Here is a 16626-nt window from a genome sequence, read left to right as displayed (position 1 = left end):
GGGCCGCCTGGGCGGCCCGTAGATAAAGGCGGCAAGCTTACTGCACGGCACCTTGCCATGCCAGCGTACACGGCCTGCAAAGCACAAGGGCCGCCCGGAGGCAGCCCTTGTGGTGGAGCGAGGCGGAGCGGGACAGGCTTAGTGCTTGTCCATGCCCAGCTTCTTCTCCAGGTAGTGGATGTTCACGCCACCCTTGCAGAACTCTTTGTCGCGGACCAGATCCTTGTGCAGCTCGGTATTGGTCTTGATGCCATCGACGATCAGCTCGTCCAGCGCGTTACGCATGCGCGCCATGGCTTCATCGCGGTCCTTGCCGTAGGTGATGATCTTGCCCACCAGCGAGTCGTAGTTCGGCGGTACGGCGTAGCCGCTGTACAGGTGCGAATCCACGCGCACGCCGTTGCCGCCGGGTGCGTGGAAGTGCTTCACCTTGCCGGGGCTCGGCATGAAGGTCTTCGGGTCTTCGGCGTTGATCCGGCATTCCAGCGCATGGCCACGGATGACCACGTCTTCCTGGCGGATCGACAGCTTGTTGCCCGAGGCGATGCTGAGCATCTCCTTGACGATGTCGATACCGGTGACCATCTCCGACACCGGATGCTCCACCTGCACGCGGGTGTTCATCTCGATGAAGTAGAAGCGGCCGTTCTCGTAGAGGAACTCGAAGGTGCCGGCGCCACGGTAGCCGATTTCCACGCAGGCCTGGACGCAGCGGGCCAGCACTTCGGCGCGGGCCTTCTCGTCGATGCCCGGGGCTGGGGCTTCTTCCAGCACCTTCTGGTGACGGCGCTGCAGGGAGCAGTCGCGGTCGCCCAGGTGGATGGCGTTGCCCTGGCCGTCGGAGAGGACCTGGACTTCCACGTGACGCGGGTTGGTCAGGAACTTCTCCAGGTAGACCATGGAGTTGCCGAAGGCTGCGCCCGCTTCGGTGCGGGTCAGCTTGGCGGACTTGATCAGGTCTTCCTCGTTGTGCACCACGCGCATGCCGCGACCACCGCCGCCACCGGCGGCCTTGATGATCACCGGGTAGCCCACCTCGCGGGCGATCGCCAGCGCGGTTTCTTCGTCTTCGGGCAGCGGGCCGTCGGAGCCCGGTACGGTCGGAACGCCGGCTTTCTTCATGGCGTCCTTGGCGGACACCTTGTCACCCATCAGGCGGATGACGTCGGCGCTCGGGCCGATGAAGGTGAAGCCCGAGCGCTCGACCTGCTCGGCGAAGTCGGCGTTCTCGGCGAGGAAGCCATAGCCGGGGTGGATGCCCACGGCGCCGGTGACCTCGGCCGCGGCGATGATCGCCGGGATGTGCAGGTAGGACTGCGCAGCCGGGGCCGGACCGATGCAGACCGCTTCGTCGGCCAGCGACAGGTGCATCAGCTCGCGGTCGGCGGTCGAGTGCACAGCCACCGTCTTGATGCCCAGCTCCTTGCACGCGCGCAGGATGCGCAGCGCGATTTCGCCGCGGTTGGCGATCAGTACTTTTTCCAACATCGCAGGTTCCCCGCGGCTTAGACGATGGTGAACAGGGGCTGGTCGAATTCGACCGGCTGGCCGTTCTCCACGAGGATCTGACCGATCACGCCGCTGGTCTCAGCCTCGATGTGGTTCATCATCTTCATGGCTTCGACGATGCACAGGATGTCACCTTTCTTCACGCTCTGGCCGACTTCGACGAAGTTGGCGGAAGTTGGCGAGGCTGCGCGGTAGAAGGTGCCGACCATCGGCGAGCGCACGGCGTTGCCGTTGAGCGCCTGTGCAGCCGGAGCGGCTTCGGCGGCCGGGGCGGGAGCTGCGGCAGCGGCCGGAGCGGCTGCGGCAGGAGCCGGAGCGTAGGCCGGGGCGGCAGCGTAGATCGGGGCCGCAGCGCTCTTGCTGTGGCGGCTGATGCGTACGGACTCTTCGCCCTCTTTGATTTCCAGCTCGTCGATACCGGATTCTTCGAGCAGTTCGATCAGTTTCTTGACTTTACGGATGTCCATCAGTGTTCGCACTCCCAGGTGAGGTCACGGGCGTTCAAGTTGTTCAAGGGCGGATTCCAGGGCCAGGCGGTAGCCTGTGGCTCCCAGACCGCAGATCACCCCTACCGCCACGTCGGAGAAGTAGGAGTGATGCCGGAAAGGTTCACGTTTGTGCACGTTGGAAAGGTGCACTTCGATGAATGGGATGCTCACAGCGAGCAATGCGTCACGTAGGGCGACACTTGTATGCGTGAACGCGGCCGGATTGATGAGGATGAAGTCCACGCCTTCGTTGCGCGCGGCATGGATCCGGTCGATCAGTTCGTACTCGGCGTTGCTCTGCAGGTGCATCAGGTGGTGGCCGGCCTCGCGGGCGCGGCGCTCCAGATCCTGGTTGATCTGCTCGAGGGTGACGGAGCCATACTTGTCGGGCTCGCGGGTGCCCAGCAGGTTGAGGTTGGGCCCGTGCAGTACCAGTAAGGTCGCCATCTGGATGCTCTTGTCCTTCTCTTAGGCGGAAAAAGATAGGGCGGGACTATGCCGGAAAGCCGGCGTGACTGTCCAGTCATGCAGGTTTTGCCGTAGATGTCGGCATGTTGCCAGCCGATTACGGCAAAACCATTGCAGCGGTATGAGTGGGGCGGGCGTTTTCAGCCGCGCGAAGAGGCCTGGCGCAGACGTTCGGCGAGGGTGGCGGCATCCGTCTCGCCGATGATGCGCAGATCGCTCCATTCGTCGCCTTTTGCCGAGAAGAACAGCATGGCCGGCGGGCCGAACAGGTTGAAGCGGTCTAGCAGGGCGCGCTGTTCCTCGGTGCTGGCGGTCATGTCGAAGCGCAGCAGGACGAAACCGGGCAGTTGCGCCTGGACTTCCGGGGTCGGCAGCACCTGGCGTTCGATGATCTTGCAGCTGATGCACCAGTCGGCGTACCAGTCCAGCAGCACCGGGCGACCGGCGGCCTGGGCGCTGGCCAGGGCGGCATCGAGCTGGGCGGGGGTGGTGATGTTCTGCCAGTCGCCGGGTGTCGAGCTCGGCGGGCCGGCGTGCAGGCCCGGCGTGCTGCGGCCCAGCGGGTGCATCGGGTCGGATTCGCCGCGCAGGGCGCCGGTCCAGGCGACCACCGCATACACCAGCAACATCAGGCCGAGCAGTTGACCGGCGCGTTGCAGCGGCTTCTTCGGACCCAGTTCGAGGGTGCCCATGGCGATGGCGACGCCGCCGGCCAGGGTGCCCCAGAGAGTCAGCGCCACCGGGCCGGAAACCAGACGTTCGAGCATCCAGACCGCCACCGCCAGCAACATCACGCCGAAGACGTTGCGCACGCTGTTCATCCAGGCGCCGCTCTTGGGCAGCAAGGCCCCGCCGCCGACAGCGAAGATCACCAGTGGCGTGCCCATGCCCAGGCCCAGGGAGAACAGCAGCAGGCCGCCGCCCATCGCATCGCCGGTGCTGCTGATATAGAGCAGCAGCCCGGCCAGCGGAGCGGTGACGCAGGGCGACACCAGCAGGCTGGAGAGCACGCCCAGGGTCGCCGCACCGGCGATGGAGCCGCCGCGGGTGTTGTTGGCCATGTTGTCCAGGCGTTCACGGAGGAAGCCGGGCAGGCGCAGTTCGAACACGCCGAACATGGCGATGGCGAAAACCACGAAGAAGGCCGCGAAAGGCACCAGCACCCAGGGCGATTGCAGCATCGCCTGCAGGTTGAGCTTGGCGCCGAACAGGCCCATCAGGGTGCCGAGCACTGCGTAGCAGGCGGCCATCGGCAGCACGTAGGCCAGCGACAGCGCCAGTCCGCGCGCGCCGCCCGGACGGCCGCGCAGGACCACGCCGGAAAGGATCGGCAGCATCGGCAGCACGCAGGGGGTGAAGGTCAGCGCCAGGCCCAGCAGGAAGAAGATCACCAGGGCGCGGCCGAGCTTCTTGATCTTGCCCGGCTCGTGGTCGCCCAGCAGGCTGGCCAGAGGATTGTCGCTGGTGGCGGCCTTGGCGGCGCTGCCACTGGCGGAGGCGGCCGCCGCGGTGACCACGCTGGCGGCCTGACCGTCGGCGATCTGCAGGCGGGTGGTTTCCGGCGCGTAGCAGAGGCCCTTGTCGGCGCAGCCCTGGTAGCTCACCACCAGGGTGAAGGGCTTGTGCTGCGGGTTGTTCAGCGGCACATCGAGGTCGGTGATGGCGTAATAGACGACGGTGTCGCCGAAGTAATCGTCATGGTGCTGCTTGCCCGGCGGCAGCTTCACTTCGCCGACGGTCACGCCGCTGTCGGCCGGCTCGACCTTGAAGCCGAAGCGGTGCTGGTAGAGGTAGTAGCCGTCGGCATTGATGAAGCGCAGCTTCACCTGCTGGCTGTCGCTGTCCTCGACGCTCAGGCGGAAGGCTTCGGCCACCGGCAGGAAATCGCCCTTGGCGGGCTGTCCGACGGCGAAGCCGCCCTTGTCGGCGGGTTTGTCGAACAGGCCGGCGGAAGCGGGCAGGGCAACGAGGAGCAGGAGCAGGGTGAGCAGGCGGCGCATGGACATCTCACGGACTACGTAAGTGGCGGGCATGATAGCGGAAAGCTTCCGGCGCGGCCCGTGACGCCGCCGGATGAGCTGTGACAAGAGATGAGCGGGCGCCCTGGACCTCGCCGCCGGGCGGGGGCTTGCTCGTCTGCTGCGTCAATCGGACGCGGGCTGGCCGAAGGCGTCGAGCAGGTCGCTGGCGAACGCCTGCTCCGCATCGCCGGGGTGGCGGCCGCGGTGGCGGGTCAGGCTGAAGGCCACGTCGAAACCCAGCTCGCCGGGCAGCAGTTCGCGCAGTCGGCCCCGCTCCAGCCAGGGCGCAGCGATGTGCCTGGGCAAGTAGCCGACGTGCGCGCCGGAGAGGATGAAGGCCAGGCTGCCGTCCACCTGCTCGCTGCGTGCGCTGCTGCGGCGGGTTTGCAGCGGCTCGTCGGCGGCGATGAAGCGATAGGGGTGGTGCACCTCGTCGGCGTCGGCCAGGGCCTCGCGGCTGACCGTCGGATCATCGAAGGCCGGATGGCCGACCCCGCAATACAGGCCCTGGGGTTCGCTGAACAGCGGCACGTGCTCCAGCGCCGCCTGGGTGCCAGCGAAATAGCCGATGGCCAGGTGCAGGCGGTCCTGCAGCAGCAGGCGCTCCAGCTCGGCGGGTGTGGTGGTCACCAGTTCCAGCGTCACCGCCTCGTTGCGTCGGCGGAAGCGCCGCACCGCCTCGGACAGCTGCGCCAGCACCCGCTCGTCGAGGGCCTCGGACAGGCCTAGGCGCACTTCGCCCAGCAGCTTGTCGGCGACCCCGCGGGCTTCATGGCGAAAACCTTCGATGGCGATGAATAGCCGGCGAGTCGCCTGCAGCAAGTGCTCGCCCTTGGGCGTCAGGCGGAAACCGCCCTTGCCGCGCTCGCACAGGCGATAGCCCAGGCGCGTCTCCAGCTTGGCCATCTGGATGCTGATGCTCGGCTGGCTCAGCCCCAGCTCGCCTTGCGCCGCGCTGAAGCCGCCGCACTCGACCACGGTGACGAACAGGCGCAGCAGTTGCAGGTCGAGGTCGCGCAGTTGGCTGAGCATCGGCTGGTCCCAATCATTGGTTTTGGATAATGCCAAAGTAATTAACTTTGTATTTTTGCAAAGTAAAGCCCCCGGCATGCTCGCCCCATAACCACAACAAACCCGAGGCGATGATCATGCGTGCGTTCTACCGGGCAGCTCTGGCGGCCCCCCTTGCGGCGTTGCTCGCGGCCATGCCGCTGCAGGCGCAGGAGCGGGTGCTCAACCTGTACAACTGGGCGGACTATGTCGGCGCCGATGCGCTCAAGCGCTTCCAGGCCGAGACCGGCATCCGCGTGAAGTACGACACCTTCGACAGCGCCGAGGTCCTCGACAGCAAGCTGATGACCGGTGCCAGCGGCTACGACGTGGTGTTCCCCGCCAGCAGCGGCCTGGCCCGGGCCATCCAGGCGAAGGCGGTGCAGCCGGTGGACGACGCGCAGCTGAAGAACTTCGCCAACCTCGACCCGGAACTGCTGGCCAAGCTCGCGGCCATCGATCCGGGCAACCGTTTCGGCGTGCCCTATACCTGGGGCACCGTGGGCCTGGCGATCAACAAGGACGCGGTGCTCAAGCGCATTCCCGGCGCCCCGCTGGACAGCCTCGACCTGCTGTTCAAGCCCGAGTACGCCAGCCGCCTGGCCGACTGCGGCATCTCGCTGATCGATTCGCCCCAGGAAGTCATCAGCGTCGCGCTGAATTACCTGGGCAAGCCGCCCTACAGCACCGACCCGGCCGACCTCGCCCAGGTCCGCGAGCTGCTGGCCAAGCTGCAGCCCAATGTGCGCTACGTCGCCAGCGGCAAGCACATCAACGACCTGGCCAACGGCACCCTCTGCGTTGCCCTGACCTATACCGGCGATGCGCTGATGGGGGCCGCGCAGGCGAAGCAGGCGAACAAGCCGTTCGAGGTGATCTACCGGATTCCCAGGGAAGGCACGCTGATCTGGTTCGACACCATGGCCATCCCGGCGGACGCGCCGCACCCGCAGGAGGCACGCGCCTTCATCGACTTCATGCTGCGCCCCGAGTCCATCGCCGAGCTGACCAACACCCTGTACTTCGCCAACGCCAACCAGAAGGCCACGCCGCTGCTCTCCGCCGAGGTGGCGGGCGATCCGGACATCTACCCGCCGGCGGCCATGCGGCAGAAATTGTTCGGCGAACAACTGCTGACTCTGAAGCAGCAGCGCGAGCGCACCCGGCTGTGGTCGGCGTTCCGTACTCGTACCTGACGAACATTGCAATACGTGCGCTTTCGTAGGGCGCATAACGCGCCAGCGTTATCCGCCGCCTAGAGGCCGGCGCATAACCTGTTCCAGGTTATGCGCCCTACGGAAGTGACCGTTCCAAGCAAGCGTGATCAACCGATAACAACGACGAGGACGCCATGGATCAAGCCCACGACAACGACCAGGCCATCACCCGCGACAGCCTTTATGGCACCGCTGCCGAATCCACCTACGCCGGCATCACCAGCTTCATGCGCCGCCGCTACAGCCGCGACCTGCGCGGCGTCGACCTGGTCGTGAGCGGCGTGCCGTTCGATACCGCCACCACCAACCGCCCCGGCAGCCGCTTCGGACCGCGCGCGATCCGCGCCGCCTCGGTACAGATGGCCTGGGCCCGGCACTTCCCCTGGGAGTTCGATCCCTTCGACCACCTGGCGGTGATCGACTACGGCGACTGCGCCTTCGATCACGGCGTGCCGCAGGAAACCCCGGAAGTCATCGAAGCCCACGCCGTGCGCATCCTCGAAGCCGGCTGCGCGCTGCTGACCCTGGGCGGCGACCACTTCATCAGCTACCCGCTGCTCAAGGCCCACGCGAAGAAGCACGGCCCGTTGTCGCTGATCCACTTCGACGCCCACAGCGATACCTGGCCGGACGAGGACTGCCAGCGCATCGACCACGGCACCATGTTCTACCACGCCGCCCGCGAGGGACTGGTGGACCCGTCGCGCTCGGTGCAGGTCGGCCTGCGCACCACCAACGACGACGTGATGGGCTTCCAGGTGCTGGATGCCCGCGAGGTGCACCGCACTGCGCCGCAGGCCATCGCCGAGCAAATCCGCGCGCGGGTGGGGGACAACCCGGTGTACCTGACCTTCGATATCGACTGCCTCGACCCGGCCTTCGCCCCCGGCACCGGCACGCCGGTGTGCGGTGGATTGAGCTCGCACCAGGCGCTGGAAATCCTCCGCGCGCTGCGGGGAATCAACCTGGTGGGGATGGACGTGGTGGAAGTGGCGCCGCCCTATGACAACGCCGAGATCACCGCCCTGGCCGGCGCGACCCTGGCGATGGAGATGGTTTGCCTGTACGCGGCGCGGCACAAGCTGGGCGAGCGCTGATCGAGCCTGAGCGTAGGACGTATAACCGTTCGCGGTTATACGCCGATACACCGTCCCGACGCCCAACCGCGAGGTTGAGCCGGACGCCCGTCCGAGCCGTGGCCTGGCCAAATCCGGTGCGGATGGCGGTCACGGTCAAACGGCGTATAACGCCGAACGTTATACGCCCTACGTCACACCCGGAACGCCCGCACGGCGGTGTGCAAGGCACCGCCCAGCTCCTGCAACTGCTCGCCCTGGCTGCGGCCCTGGCCGATCAGGCGCAGGTTCTCGCTGCCCAGTGCATGAATGCGCTCGCTGTGGGAGCGAATCTCGCTGACCGCACCGCTCTGTTGCGCGGAGCCCTCGGCGATGCGTTCGGCCATGCTGGCGATGGTGCGGATGGCTTCCACCACCTCGTCCAGCGCACCCTCGGCGGCGCCGGCCTGGTTGGCGGTGACTTCCGCGTGCTCCACCTGGCTGCGCATCGCCTCCACCGACTGCCGCGCGGCCTGTTGCAGGCGCGCGGTGAGCTGCTGGATTTCCTCGGTGGCGCCGGCGGTGCGTAGGGCCAGCGAGCGCACTTCCTCTGCCACCACGGCAAAGCCACGACCTTGCTCGCCAGCCCGAGCCGCCTCAATGGCGGCGTTGAGGGCGAGCAGGTTGGTCTGTTCGGCGATGGAGCGGATCACCCCCAGCACGTTGCCGATGGTGGCCGATTCCTCTGCCAGGTTCTCGATGGCCTGGGCGTTGCTCTGTACCTCGTCGACCAGCGCGCGCATACCGCTGAGGCTATTGCCGATCACCCGTTGCCCCTGTTCCACCGCCACCCCGGCGGCCTGGCTGGCCGAGGCCGCCTGGCTGGCGTCGCCGGCGACCTGCTGGATCGCCGCTTCCATGTGCCCCAGCGCATCGCGGATTTCCCCGGTGTCGCTGGCCTGGCGCTCGGCGCCGGCGTGCAGGCCGCCGCTGAGCTCGGCCAGGGCGCGGCTGCTGCCGGCCACTTCCTCGGCGCGTTGGTGGATGGTGCCGACCAGGGTGCCGAGGAAATCGCGCAGACGGTTCAGCGACTCCTGCAGTTCCACCAGGTCGCGGGTGCGGGTGGCGAGCGCGATGGGTTTGTTGAAGTCGCCATGGGCCCAGGTCGACAGCGCCGGCACCAGTTGACCGAGTACCCGCGCCAGGCGGCGTTGCAGGGTGTCGATGAGCAGCGCGGTGGCGAGGATCAGCGCGATCAGTGCGCCCTGGATAACGCGGACCTGTGCCTGGATCTTCGAGCGTTCCTCGCGCACCTGCGGCTCCAGCGTCGCCAGGGCCTGCTGCACGGCGCCCAGGCGCTGGGCCGTGGCGCTGGCCAGCTGCTGGCGCTGGGCGATCAGTTGGCGGGTGCGATCGAGTTCGTCGGGGTAGCGGCGCAGCACGCCGGCCAGGTCGCGCTTGAGGCCGACGCCACGGTCCTCGCTCTGCTGCTCCGCGGCGGGCTGGGTGTCCAGGCCCATCATCGCGGCGAAGTCGTCGGAGGCCGAGGCCTGCTGCTGCAGTACACCGAGCAGGGGCAGGGCGTCGATGCGCCCGGCGAGCTGTCGCAGGCTGTCGAGTTCACGCTGGATGTCCTCGGCCAGCGCCGGGTTGCCGCTTTCCACCAGCTTGGCGCGGGCGTGGGCCAGGCGGGTCAGGTGCAGGCCGGCCTGCAGCAGCGGCGCGCGGTACTCGGCAGCGGCGGGGTTCTGGCTGGCGTCTGCGTAGGCGCCGAGCTGATCCAGGGCGGCCAGCAGGTCACGCTCGGCCTGCAGCAGCAGGCCCTGCGGATCCCCCGCCAGCTTGCCGGCGGCGAGCAGTTGGTTGCCGCTGAACTGGCGTAGTTCGTCGAGGCTCGCGCCCAGCAGCTGCCCCAGGCTTTCCGGCAACTGCGGAAGCTCCGTGGCCAGTTCCTCCAGCGCCTGTTGGGCGGCCTTCTGCTTGAGTGCGTCACCGCTGCCCAGGTACGCCTGGATGTTCTGCGCCACCTTGCGCTCGAAGCCCTGGGAGAGTTCCAGGTAACGGTCCATCAAGGTGAAGGGGCGCTCCAGCGCGCGCTGCGACCACCACAGGGTGGCGCCCAGCGCGAGACATACGAGCAGGAGCAGGAAGGTGTTGAGGTTGGTCAGCAGCTTGAGGCGCATGGCAGGTCTCGACCGACAACGAAAAACGGCGAGCCCTGACCCTATTGCAGTTTCGTTACTGGCTGATGACAAGGTGCCAGTATCTGGTCGGAAAATCGCGCGGCAGAGCGCGCGACCACCTCAGTCGAATACTTCCACCCGATTGCGCCCGCCATGCTTGGCCCGGTACAGCGCCTCGTCGGCCTGCTTGGCCAGGGTCTTGATGTCCATTGCCTCGTCCAGCTCGGCGATGCCGCAACTGAAGGTACAGGTGAGATCGCCGGGTTGCGCGGGGTAGCGAATCTCGGCGAATCGCTGGCGGATTTCTTCCAGCACCCGGCGCGCCGTGTCGGCGTCGGTATCGGGCAGCACCACGGCGAATTCCTCGCCGCCGTAACGGCCGATGTGGTCGGTCTTGCGCAGGCGCTGCTTCAAGAACAGCGCCAGGCTCTTGATCACCCGGTCGCCCATGGGGTGTCCGAAGGTGTCGTTGACTCGCTTGAAGTGGTCGATGTCGAGCATCGCGAAGGTCAGCGGCCGGCCCTCGCGGCGCGCGCGGAAGCGGGCGTCGTCGAGCAGTTGCAGGGTATGGGTGTGGTTGTACAGGCCGGTAAGGCTGTCGCGCACCATCCGCGCCTGCAGGCTGCGCGCACGGGCGGCGCGGTTGCGCACGGTGGCGATCAGGTGGCGCGGTTTGATCGGCTTGGTGAGGAAGTCGTCGCCGCCTTCGCTCATGGCGTCGAGCTGCTTGTCCAGGTCGTCCTCGGCGGACAGGTAGATGATCGGCACGCTGACATAGCGCTCGTGCTGGCGGATCACCTTGGCCAGCTCCGTGCCCAGGCATTCGGGCATGTACATGTCGAGGATGATCAGGTCCGGCTGGAACTCGGCCAGCTCGGCCATCACCGACAGCGGCGCGGTGAGCGCGCGGGTGACGATGCCGGCGTTGTTCAGGACCCGCTCGGTGTGCGTGGCCTGGGCCCGGGAGTCTTCGACGATCAGCACGCGAAAGGGCTCGTAGTGCGCCACGCGGCTCAGGGTCTCGATCTTCTCCAGCACCGCGGAGGCGTCCAGCGCCCCGGTGAAGAAGTCCTGGCCGCCGGCGCGGGCGGCGGCCATGCGGGTCGGGGTATCGGTCTCGTCGTGGCTGAAGAACAGTACCGGCAGTTTCTGCCGCAGCCCGGTCTGGACTTCGTTGGCCAGCGTCAGACCCTGGCCCGCGCCGGCGAAGTCGATCTCCATCACGATGGCCGCCGGATGCCGCTCGGCCATGGCGGCGCGGAAGGCATTGGCGCTCTCGCAGCGCTGCGCGGCCATGCCGAAGAATTCCAGCTGCTGGGCGAGGCGTTCGGCACGCTCCTGGTCCTGCAGGGCCAGGTAGACCGGCTTGCGCAGCGGCGGCAGGCTGATCTGCTCGTACTGGTCGCCGTGACGCAGCCCGGTGCGCGACAGGCGCTGCATCAGGCCGTTGAGTTCGCTGATCAGAGCGCTGGACAGGCGTCCGCGGTTGTCCTGCACGGCGCGCAGGCACTGGTCTACAGCCCGGGCCAGGTCGACGTGCTCGGCCTGCCCGAAACGCTCGGCGTAGCGCTGCAGGAGCAGGCAGGCATCGGTCAGTTCGGCCATCCCGCCGGCGCTCCACTCCGAGCGCGACAGGCGCTGCCAGACTTCGAGCAGATGGCGGGCCTGGTGAATCACCCGCTGGGCGAAATGCTGCTTGAGGCGGTCGAGAGGCGGATCGTCGAGCTCGTTCATGGCGCGCTTCTTTATCTGTCCGTAGGGAGGGCGTGCGAGCGAAGTGTTTCTGCCGTGATACACGATGATGGCCCTATGCTACCAATCCTTGATGGCAATAACAGTGCCGTCGGTCAAACGACATGCGCTTTGTAATTCGCGACGTTACCGCGCACCATGCGCAGGGTGGGCTGCGCTGAGCCGCCGGGTGCGGCATGCTTGCGCGGCAGGATCGTTCCGCCGGGGCACTCCCCGGGGCGGAATCGGGTCCAACCCCCTCTTCGTTTTCGTGATGCTAAGGACTTTGCCATGTGGAACTGGAAGAAACGCGGCTCCGTGCGCGATCGCGTCGATGACTCGGTGGACGACGTGCGCGCCTACTTCGGCGGGCCCTGGCTGAGCCGCGTGCTCGGCAGTCTGCTGGGCGTCTACCTGCTGATCTGCGGTGTGGTCGGCTGGTACTGGAGCCAGGAGCCTGACCTCTTCCCCGTGCAGCAGAACGCCCAGGCCTCGGCCGAGCGCGCCGGCCGGCAGATGGTGGTCGGCTACACCACGGTGGAAACCCTCAAGGAAGTGGTGGCCACGCTGCTGAACAAGCCGGGCGGCTATCTCTCCAACGACATCTTCCCGCCGGGCCTGTGGCTGGACAACATGCCCAGCTGGGAATACGGCGCCCTGGTCCAGGTGCGCGATCTGTCCCGCGCGCTGCGCAAGGACTTTGCCCGCTCCCAGTCGCAGTCCACCGAGGACGCGGACCTGGCCCGTGCCGAGCCGCGCTTCAACTTCGACAACAAGAGCTGGGCGCTGCCGTCTTCCGAATCGGAGTACGGCGAAGGCATCAAGTCGCTGGACCGCTACCTGGCGCGACTGTCCGCGGACCCGGCCGGCGCGCAGTTCTATCCCCGCGCCGACAGCCTGAACAACTGGCTGGGTGACGTTTCCACCCGCCTGGGCTCGCTGTCCCAGCGTCTCTCGGCCAGCGTCGGCCGGGTGAAGCTCAACACCAACATCAAGCCCACCGCGCCGGTGGTGCCGGGTGAGGCGCCGCAGGTCGAGGAAGAGCTGCAGGAAACCCCCTGGCTGCAGATCGACAACGTGTTCTACGAAGCCCGTGGCCAGGCCTGGGCGCTGTCGCACATCCTGCGCGCCATCGAGGTGGACTTCGCCGACGTACTGGCGAAGAAGAACGCCACCGTCAGCGTGCGCCAGATCATCCGCGAGCTGGAGGCCGCCCAGGCGCCGCTGTGGAGCCCGATGGTGCTCAACGGCAGCGGCTTCGGCGTGCTGGCCAACCATTCGCTGGTGATGGCCAACTACATCTCCCGCGCCAACGCCGCAATCATCGATCTGCGCCAGCTGCTGGCCCAGGGTTGATGATGGACGGAATCAGCGACAAGGAAGCCGCCCACCGGGCGGCTTCGGACGCCGAGCTGGTCGCCTGGGTCAACCGGGACGACGAGCTCAGGGGCAGCCTGCCACGCGCGGAGCTGCGCGAACGCGGGCTGATTGGCCGGGGCACCTTCATCCTGCTGTTCAATACGGCTGGCGAGCTGTGCGTGCACCGCCGCACCCTGAGCAAGGCGATCTATCCCGGCTACTGGGACCCGGCCGCGGGCGGCATGGTGCTGGCGGACGAGAGCTATGCCCAGTCCGCCGCCCGTGAGCTGGAAGAAGAGTTGGGGATTTCCGGGGTCGAGTTGCGCGAGCATGGCTCGTTCTTCTTCGACCAGCCGGACAACCGCCTGTGGTGCGCGGTGTTCTCCGCCGTGTCCGATGCGCCGCTCAGGCTGCAACCGGAAGAGGTGATGGAGGCGCGCTTCATCGACCCGCACCAGGTGCTGGCCGAAGCGAAGGCGGGTACGCCGTACTGCCCGGATTCGCTGGCGGCGTTGCGCAAGTATCTGGTGAGTTTCTGAGTCACCCGTAGGGCGTACAACCGTTCGCGGTTGTACGCCGATACTCGGTGCTCATCATCTGCGCCAAGGTCAGGCTCGGAGTGCCCTCGAACCGCGGCTCCGGGGCCCAACCCTGCGTGCGCTGAAAGCAAGGTCAAACGGCGTATAACGTCGAACGTTATACGCCCTACATCCGTGCTCCAGATTCTCCTGTAAGGCCCATGTCGCCAAACTACCGATCAATGACGCAATTCTGCTCTTAGCATTTGCCTTCAATGCTGCTAAATTGCGCGACCTTTCCGGCAGGGTCCTCCGCCGGGAATGCGCAGCCCCTGCCTGAGTGGGGCGTCGCGGTCGGCGCCAGCCGATCATTCGTTGACCTGGCCCTTAGAGGCCAATCCTGGGGAAAAAGCCCGGTGGTCAAGAAAGCATCCTCCCTGTCCGCCCTTGGCGGGCTCGTCTATTCCACTGATGCCGGCCGGCACTGCCCGGACTGCAATCAGCCCATTGGCGCGTGCATCTGCAAGCAGGCCGGGATTCCGGCCGGCGACGGCATCGCTCGCGTGCGTCGTGAAACCAAGGGGCGCGGCGGCAAGACCGTGACCACGGTGAGCGGCGTGCCGCTGGCGGCCGATGCGCTGAAAGACCTGGCCACCGCGCTGAAGAAGCGTTGCGGCACGGGTGGCGCGCTCAAGGACGGCGTCATCGAGATCCAGGGCGACCACGTCGACCTGTTGCTCGAAGAGCTGCAGAAGCGCGGCCTCAAGGCGAAGAAATCCGGCGGCTGAGCCGTCTCTTTCGACAGATTCTCCTCTGCAGAGAAGGGGTTCCAGGCGATGCGCAGCCCGCGCATGGCCGGCAAGCCCTTTCCCTAGATGGGAGATTTATCGGCGCGCCCTGGCGCATCGTCGGAATTTCCTAAACTTACCGCCGGAGCCGGCGGTCAACACGGCAACGTCACACCAGCCGACTAGGCTTTGACGACTCACCCGCTCGCCGGGCGGGGCGCCTGCATTCATTTCGAGACATTTGAGGAGACCACCCCGCATGGCCGCTAGACGGACCCGCAAAGACGACGGCAGCAACTGGACCGTGGCAGACAGCCGCAGCATCTACGGCATTCGCCACTGGGGCGCCGGCTATTTCGCCATCAACGACGCCGGCAATGTCGAGGTACGCCCGCAGGGCGCCAATGCCCAGCCGATCGATCTGCACGGGCTGGTCGACCAGCTGCGCGAAGCCGGCCTGTCGCTGCCGCTGCTGGTGCGTTTCCCGGACATCCTGCAGGACCGCGTGCGCAAGCTCACCGGCGCCTTCGACGCCAACATCGCGCGTCTTGAATACGGCAGCCGCTACACCGCGCTGTACCCGATCAAGGTGAACCAGCAGGAAGCGGTGGTGGAAAGCATCATCGCCACCCAGAACGTTTCCATCGGCCTGGAAGCTGGCTCCAAGCCCGAGCTGATGGCGGTGCTGGCGCTGGCGCCCAAGGGCGGCACCATCGTCTGCAACGGCTACAAGGACCGCGAGTTCATCAAGCTGGCGCTGATGGGGCAGAAACTCGGCCACAACGTGTTCATCGTGATCGAGAAGGAATCCGAGGTGCAGTTGGTGATCGAGGAGGCCGCCAACGTCGGCGTGCTGCCCCAGGTCGGCCTGCGCGTGCGCCTGTCCTCGCTGGCCTCCTCCAAGTGGGCCGATACCGGTGGCGAGAAGGCCAAGTTCGGCCTGTCCGCCGCGCAGCTGCTGTCGGTGGTCGAGCGCTTCCGCGCCGCCGGCCTGGACCAGGGCGTGCGCCTGCTGCACTTCCACATGGGCTCGCAGATCGCGAATCTCGCCGACTACCAGCACGGCTTCAAGGAAGCCATCCGCTACTACGGCGAACTGCGCGCCCTTGGCCTGCCGGTGGATCACGTGGACGTCGGCGGCGGCCTGGGCGTGGACTACGACGGCACCCATTCGCGCAACGCCAGTTCGATCAACTACGACATCGACGACTACGCCGGTGTGGTGGTGGGCATGCTCAAGGAATTCTGCGACGCCCAGGGCCTGCCGCATCCGCACATCTTCTCCGAGAGCGGCCGCGCGCTGACCGCGCATCACGCGGTGCTGATCACCCAGGTCACCGACGTCGAGCGCCACAACGACGAAGTGCCGAAGATCACCGACCTGGCCGAACAGCCGGAGATCGTCCAGTGGCTGGCCGACCTGCTCGGCCCGACCGACGCCGAGATGGTCACCGAGACCTACTGGCGCGCCACCCACTACATGAGCGACGCCGCCGCGCAGTACGCCGAGGGCAAGATCAGCCTGGCGCAGAAGGCCCTGGCCGAGCAGTGCTACTTCGCCATCTGCCGCCGTCTGCACAACCAGCTCAAGGCGCACCAGCGCTCGCACCGCCAGGTACTCGACGAGCTCAACGACAAGCTCGCCGACAAGTACATCTGCAACTTCTCGGTGTTCCAGAGCCTGCCCGACACCTGGGCCATCGGCCAGGTGCTGCCGATCCTGCCGATCCATCGCCTGGGTGAGGAACCGACCCGCCGCGCGGTGCTGCAGGACCTGACCTGCGACTCCGACGGCAAGATCACCCAGTACGTCGACGAGCAGAGCATCGAGACCAGCATGCCGGTGCACGACGTGAAGGAAGGCGAGGACTACCTGATCGGCACCTTCCTGGTCGGCGCCTACCAGGAGATCCTCGGCGACATGCACAACCTGTTCGGCGACACCGATTCGGTGAACGTCTACCAGAACGCCGACGGCAGCTACTACCACGCCGGCATCGAGACCCACGACACCATCGAGGACATGCTGCGCTATGTGCACCTGTCGCCCGAGGAGCTGATGACCCACTACCGCGACAAGGTCGCCGGGGCCAAGCTCACCGTGCGCGAGCGTACGCAGTTCCTCGATGCGCTGCGCCTGGGGCTGACCCGGTCGGCTTACCTGTCGTCCTGACAGACTGGTAGCGCGCGTAAACGAAAGCCCCGCCTCGGCGGGGCTTTTTCTTTCTAGCCTCCCGCT

General features: G+C 66.7%; 13 protein-coding genes. 6 read left to right on the top strand and 7 right to left on the bottom strand.

Annotation, left to right across the window (positions count from 1 at the left end; translation table 11 throughout):
* Nucleotides 1–138: 138 nt before the first annotated feature.
* The 5 genes from accC to SD196_RS24025 all read right to left on the bottom strand — a co-directional run bounded on the left by accC (nucleotide 139) and on the right by SD196_RS24025 (nucleotide 5518).
* Complete coding sequence (accC, locus tag SD196_RS24045; RefSeq protein ID WP_275608830.1) at nucleotides 139–1488, bottom strand: acetyl-CoA carboxylase biotin carboxylase subunit; 1350 nt, start codon at nucleotides 1486–1488, stop codon at nucleotides 139–141.
* A gap of 17 nt (nucleotides 1489–1505) precedes the next feature.
* On the bottom strand, nucleotides 1506–1976 hold the full coding sequence (accB, locus tag SD196_RS24040; protein WP_343576947.1) for an acetyl-CoA carboxylase biotin carboxyl carrier protein: 471 nt from the start codon (nucleotides 1974–1976) through the stop codon (nucleotides 1506–1508).
* Between the two features lie 24 nt (nucleotides 1977–2000).
* A complete protein-coding gene (gene aroQ, locus SD196_RS24035) occupies nucleotides 2001–2444 on the bottom strand; it encodes a type II 3-dehydroquinate dehydratase (protein ID WP_015479055.1) in 444 nt (147 codons plus the stop codon).
* A 161-nt stretch (nucleotides 2445–2605) separates the two neighbouring features.
* Nucleotides 2606–4465, bottom strand: coding sequence for a protein-disulfide reductase DsbD (locus tag SD196_RS24030; RefSeq protein WP_416311775.1), 1860 nt, complete (start codon nucleotides 4463–4465; stop codon nucleotides 2606–2608).
* Between the two features lie 144 nt (nucleotides 4466–4609).
* Nucleotides 4610–5518 (bottom strand): LysR family transcriptional regulator, encoded by a 909-nt coding sequence (locus SD196_RS24025; RefSeq protein ID WP_416310768.1) that lies wholly within the window; start codon nucleotides 5516–5518, stop codon nucleotides 4610–4612.
* 110 nt (nucleotides 5519–5628) lie between these two features.
* Here SD196_RS24025 and SD196_RS24020 point away from each other — a divergent pair, with 110 nt between their 5' ends.
* Nucleotides 5629–6732 (top strand): polyamine ABC transporter substrate-binding protein, encoded by a 1104-nt coding sequence (locus tag SD196_RS24020; RefSeq protein WP_331317590.1) that lies wholly within the window; start codon nucleotides 5629–5631, stop codon nucleotides 6730–6732.
* Between the two features lie 155 nt (nucleotides 6733–6887).
* Nucleotides 6888–7850 carry an agmatinase gene (speB, locus tag SD196_RS24015; protein WP_416310767.1) on the top strand — a complete coding sequence of 321 codons (963 nt, stop codon included), beginning with the start codon at nucleotides 6888–6890 and terminating at the stop codon, nucleotides 7848–7850.
* 173 nt (nucleotides 7851–8023) lie between these two features.
* Here speB and SD196_RS24010 read toward each other — a convergent pair whose 3' ends face one another.
* Both SD196_RS24010 and SD196_RS24005 read right to left on the bottom strand, forming a co-directional pair.
* Nucleotides 8024–8611 (bottom strand): methyl-accepting chemotaxis protein, encoded by a 588-nt coding sequence (locus tag SD196_RS24010; RefSeq protein WP_416311774.1) that lies wholly within the window; start codon nucleotides 8609–8611, stop codon nucleotides 8024–8026.
* A 1500-nt stretch (nucleotides 8612–10111) separates the two neighbouring features.
* Complete coding sequence (locus SD196_RS24005; RefSeq protein WP_370600123.1) at nucleotides 10112–11725, bottom strand: sensor domain-containing diguanylate cyclase; 1614 nt, start codon at nucleotides 11723–11725, stop codon at nucleotides 10112–10114.
* A 288-nt stretch (nucleotides 11726–12013) separates the two neighbouring features.
* Here SD196_RS24005 and SD196_RS24000 point away from each other — a divergent pair, with 288 nt between their 5' ends.
* The 4 genes from SD196_RS24000 to speA all read left to right on the top strand — a co-directional run bounded on the left by SD196_RS24000 (nucleotide 12014) and on the right by speA (nucleotide 16560).
* Entirely contained in the window at nucleotides 12014–13078 is a 1065-nt protein-coding gene (locus SD196_RS24000) for a DUF2333 family protein (RefSeq protein WP_275608823.1), read from the top strand.
* Complete coding sequence (locus tag SD196_RS23995; protein WP_416310766.1) at nucleotides 13078–13620, top strand: NUDIX hydrolase; 543 nt, start codon at nucleotides 13078–13080, stop codon at nucleotides 13618–13620. Before SD196_RS24000 ends, SD196_RS23995 begins: the two co-directional genes overlap by 1 nt.
* Before the next feature lie 395 nt (nucleotides 13621–14015).
* Nucleotides 14016–14387, top strand: a complete 372-nt coding sequence (locus SD196_RS23990; RefSeq protein WP_275608821.1) for a translation initiation factor Sui1 — start codon at nucleotides 14016–14018, stop codon at nucleotides 14385–14387.
* A gap of 259 nt (nucleotides 14388–14646) precedes the next feature.
* Nucleotides 14647–16560, top strand: coding sequence for an arginine decarboxylase (gene speA / locus SD196_RS23985; protein WP_416310765.1), 1914 nt, complete (start codon nucleotides 14647–14649; stop codon nucleotides 16558–16560).
* The last annotated feature ends 66 nt before the right edge of the window (nucleotides 16561–16626 follow it).

The sequence above is a fragment of the Pseudomonas macauensis genome (assembly GCF_047902425.1).
GTDB lineage: Bacteria > Pseudomonadota > Gammaproteobacteria > Pseudomonadales > Pseudomonadaceae > Pseudomonas.
The sequence above is the reverse complement of the archived record's forward strand: the minus strand, read 5'-3'. Positions and strand labels throughout refer to the sequence as shown.

What these genes read in the sequence shown, in the direction of transcription:
- accC (WP_275608830.1), bottom strand. Translation starts at nt 1,488, where the DNA reads ATGTTGGAAAAAGTACTGATCGCCAACCGCGGCGAAATCGCGCTGCGC.
- accB (WP_343576947.1), bottom strand. Translation starts at nt 1,976, where the DNA reads ATGGACATCCGTAAAGTCAAGAAACTGATCGAACTGCTCGAAGAATCC.
- aroQ (WP_015479055.1), bottom strand. Translation starts at nt 2,444, where the DNA reads ATGGCGACCTTACTGGTACTGCACGGGCCCAACCTCAACCTGCTGGGC.
- SD196_RS24030 (WP_416311775.1), bottom strand. Translation starts at nt 4,465, where the DNA reads ATGCGCCGCCTGCTCACCCTGCTCCTGCTCCTCGTTGCCCTGCCCGCT.
- SD196_RS24025 (WP_416310768.1), bottom strand. Translation starts at nt 5,518, where the DNA reads ATGCTCAGCCAACTGCGCGACCTCGACCTGCAACTGCTGCGCCTGTTC.
- SD196_RS24020 (WP_331317590.1), top strand. Translation starts at nt 5,629, where the DNA reads ATGATCATGCGTGCGTTCTACCGGGCAGCTCTGGCGGCCCCCCTTGCG.
- speB (WP_416310767.1), top strand. Translation starts at nt 6,888, where the DNA reads ATGGATCAAGCCCACGACAACGACCAGGCCATCACCCGCGACAGCCTT.
- SD196_RS24010 (WP_416311774.1), bottom strand. Translation starts at nt 8,611, where the DNA reads ATGCGCGCGCTGGTCGACGAGGTACAGAGCAACGCCCAGGCCATCGAG.
- SD196_RS24005 (WP_370600123.1), bottom strand. Translation starts at nt 11,725, where the DNA reads ATGAACGAGCTCGACGATCCGCCTCTCGACCGCCTCAAGCAGCATTTC.
- SD196_RS24000 (WP_275608823.1), top strand. Translation starts at nt 12,014, where the DNA reads ATGTGGAACTGGAAGAAACGCGGCTCCGTGCGCGATCGCGTCGATGAC.
- SD196_RS23995 (WP_416310766.1), top strand. Translation starts at nt 13,078, where the DNA reads ATGATGGACGGAATCAGCGACAAGGAAGCCGCCCACCGGGCGGCTTCG.
- speA (WP_416310765.1), top strand. Translation starts at nt 14,647, where the DNA reads ATGGCCGCTAGACGGACCCGCAAAGACGACGGCAGCAACTGGACCGTG.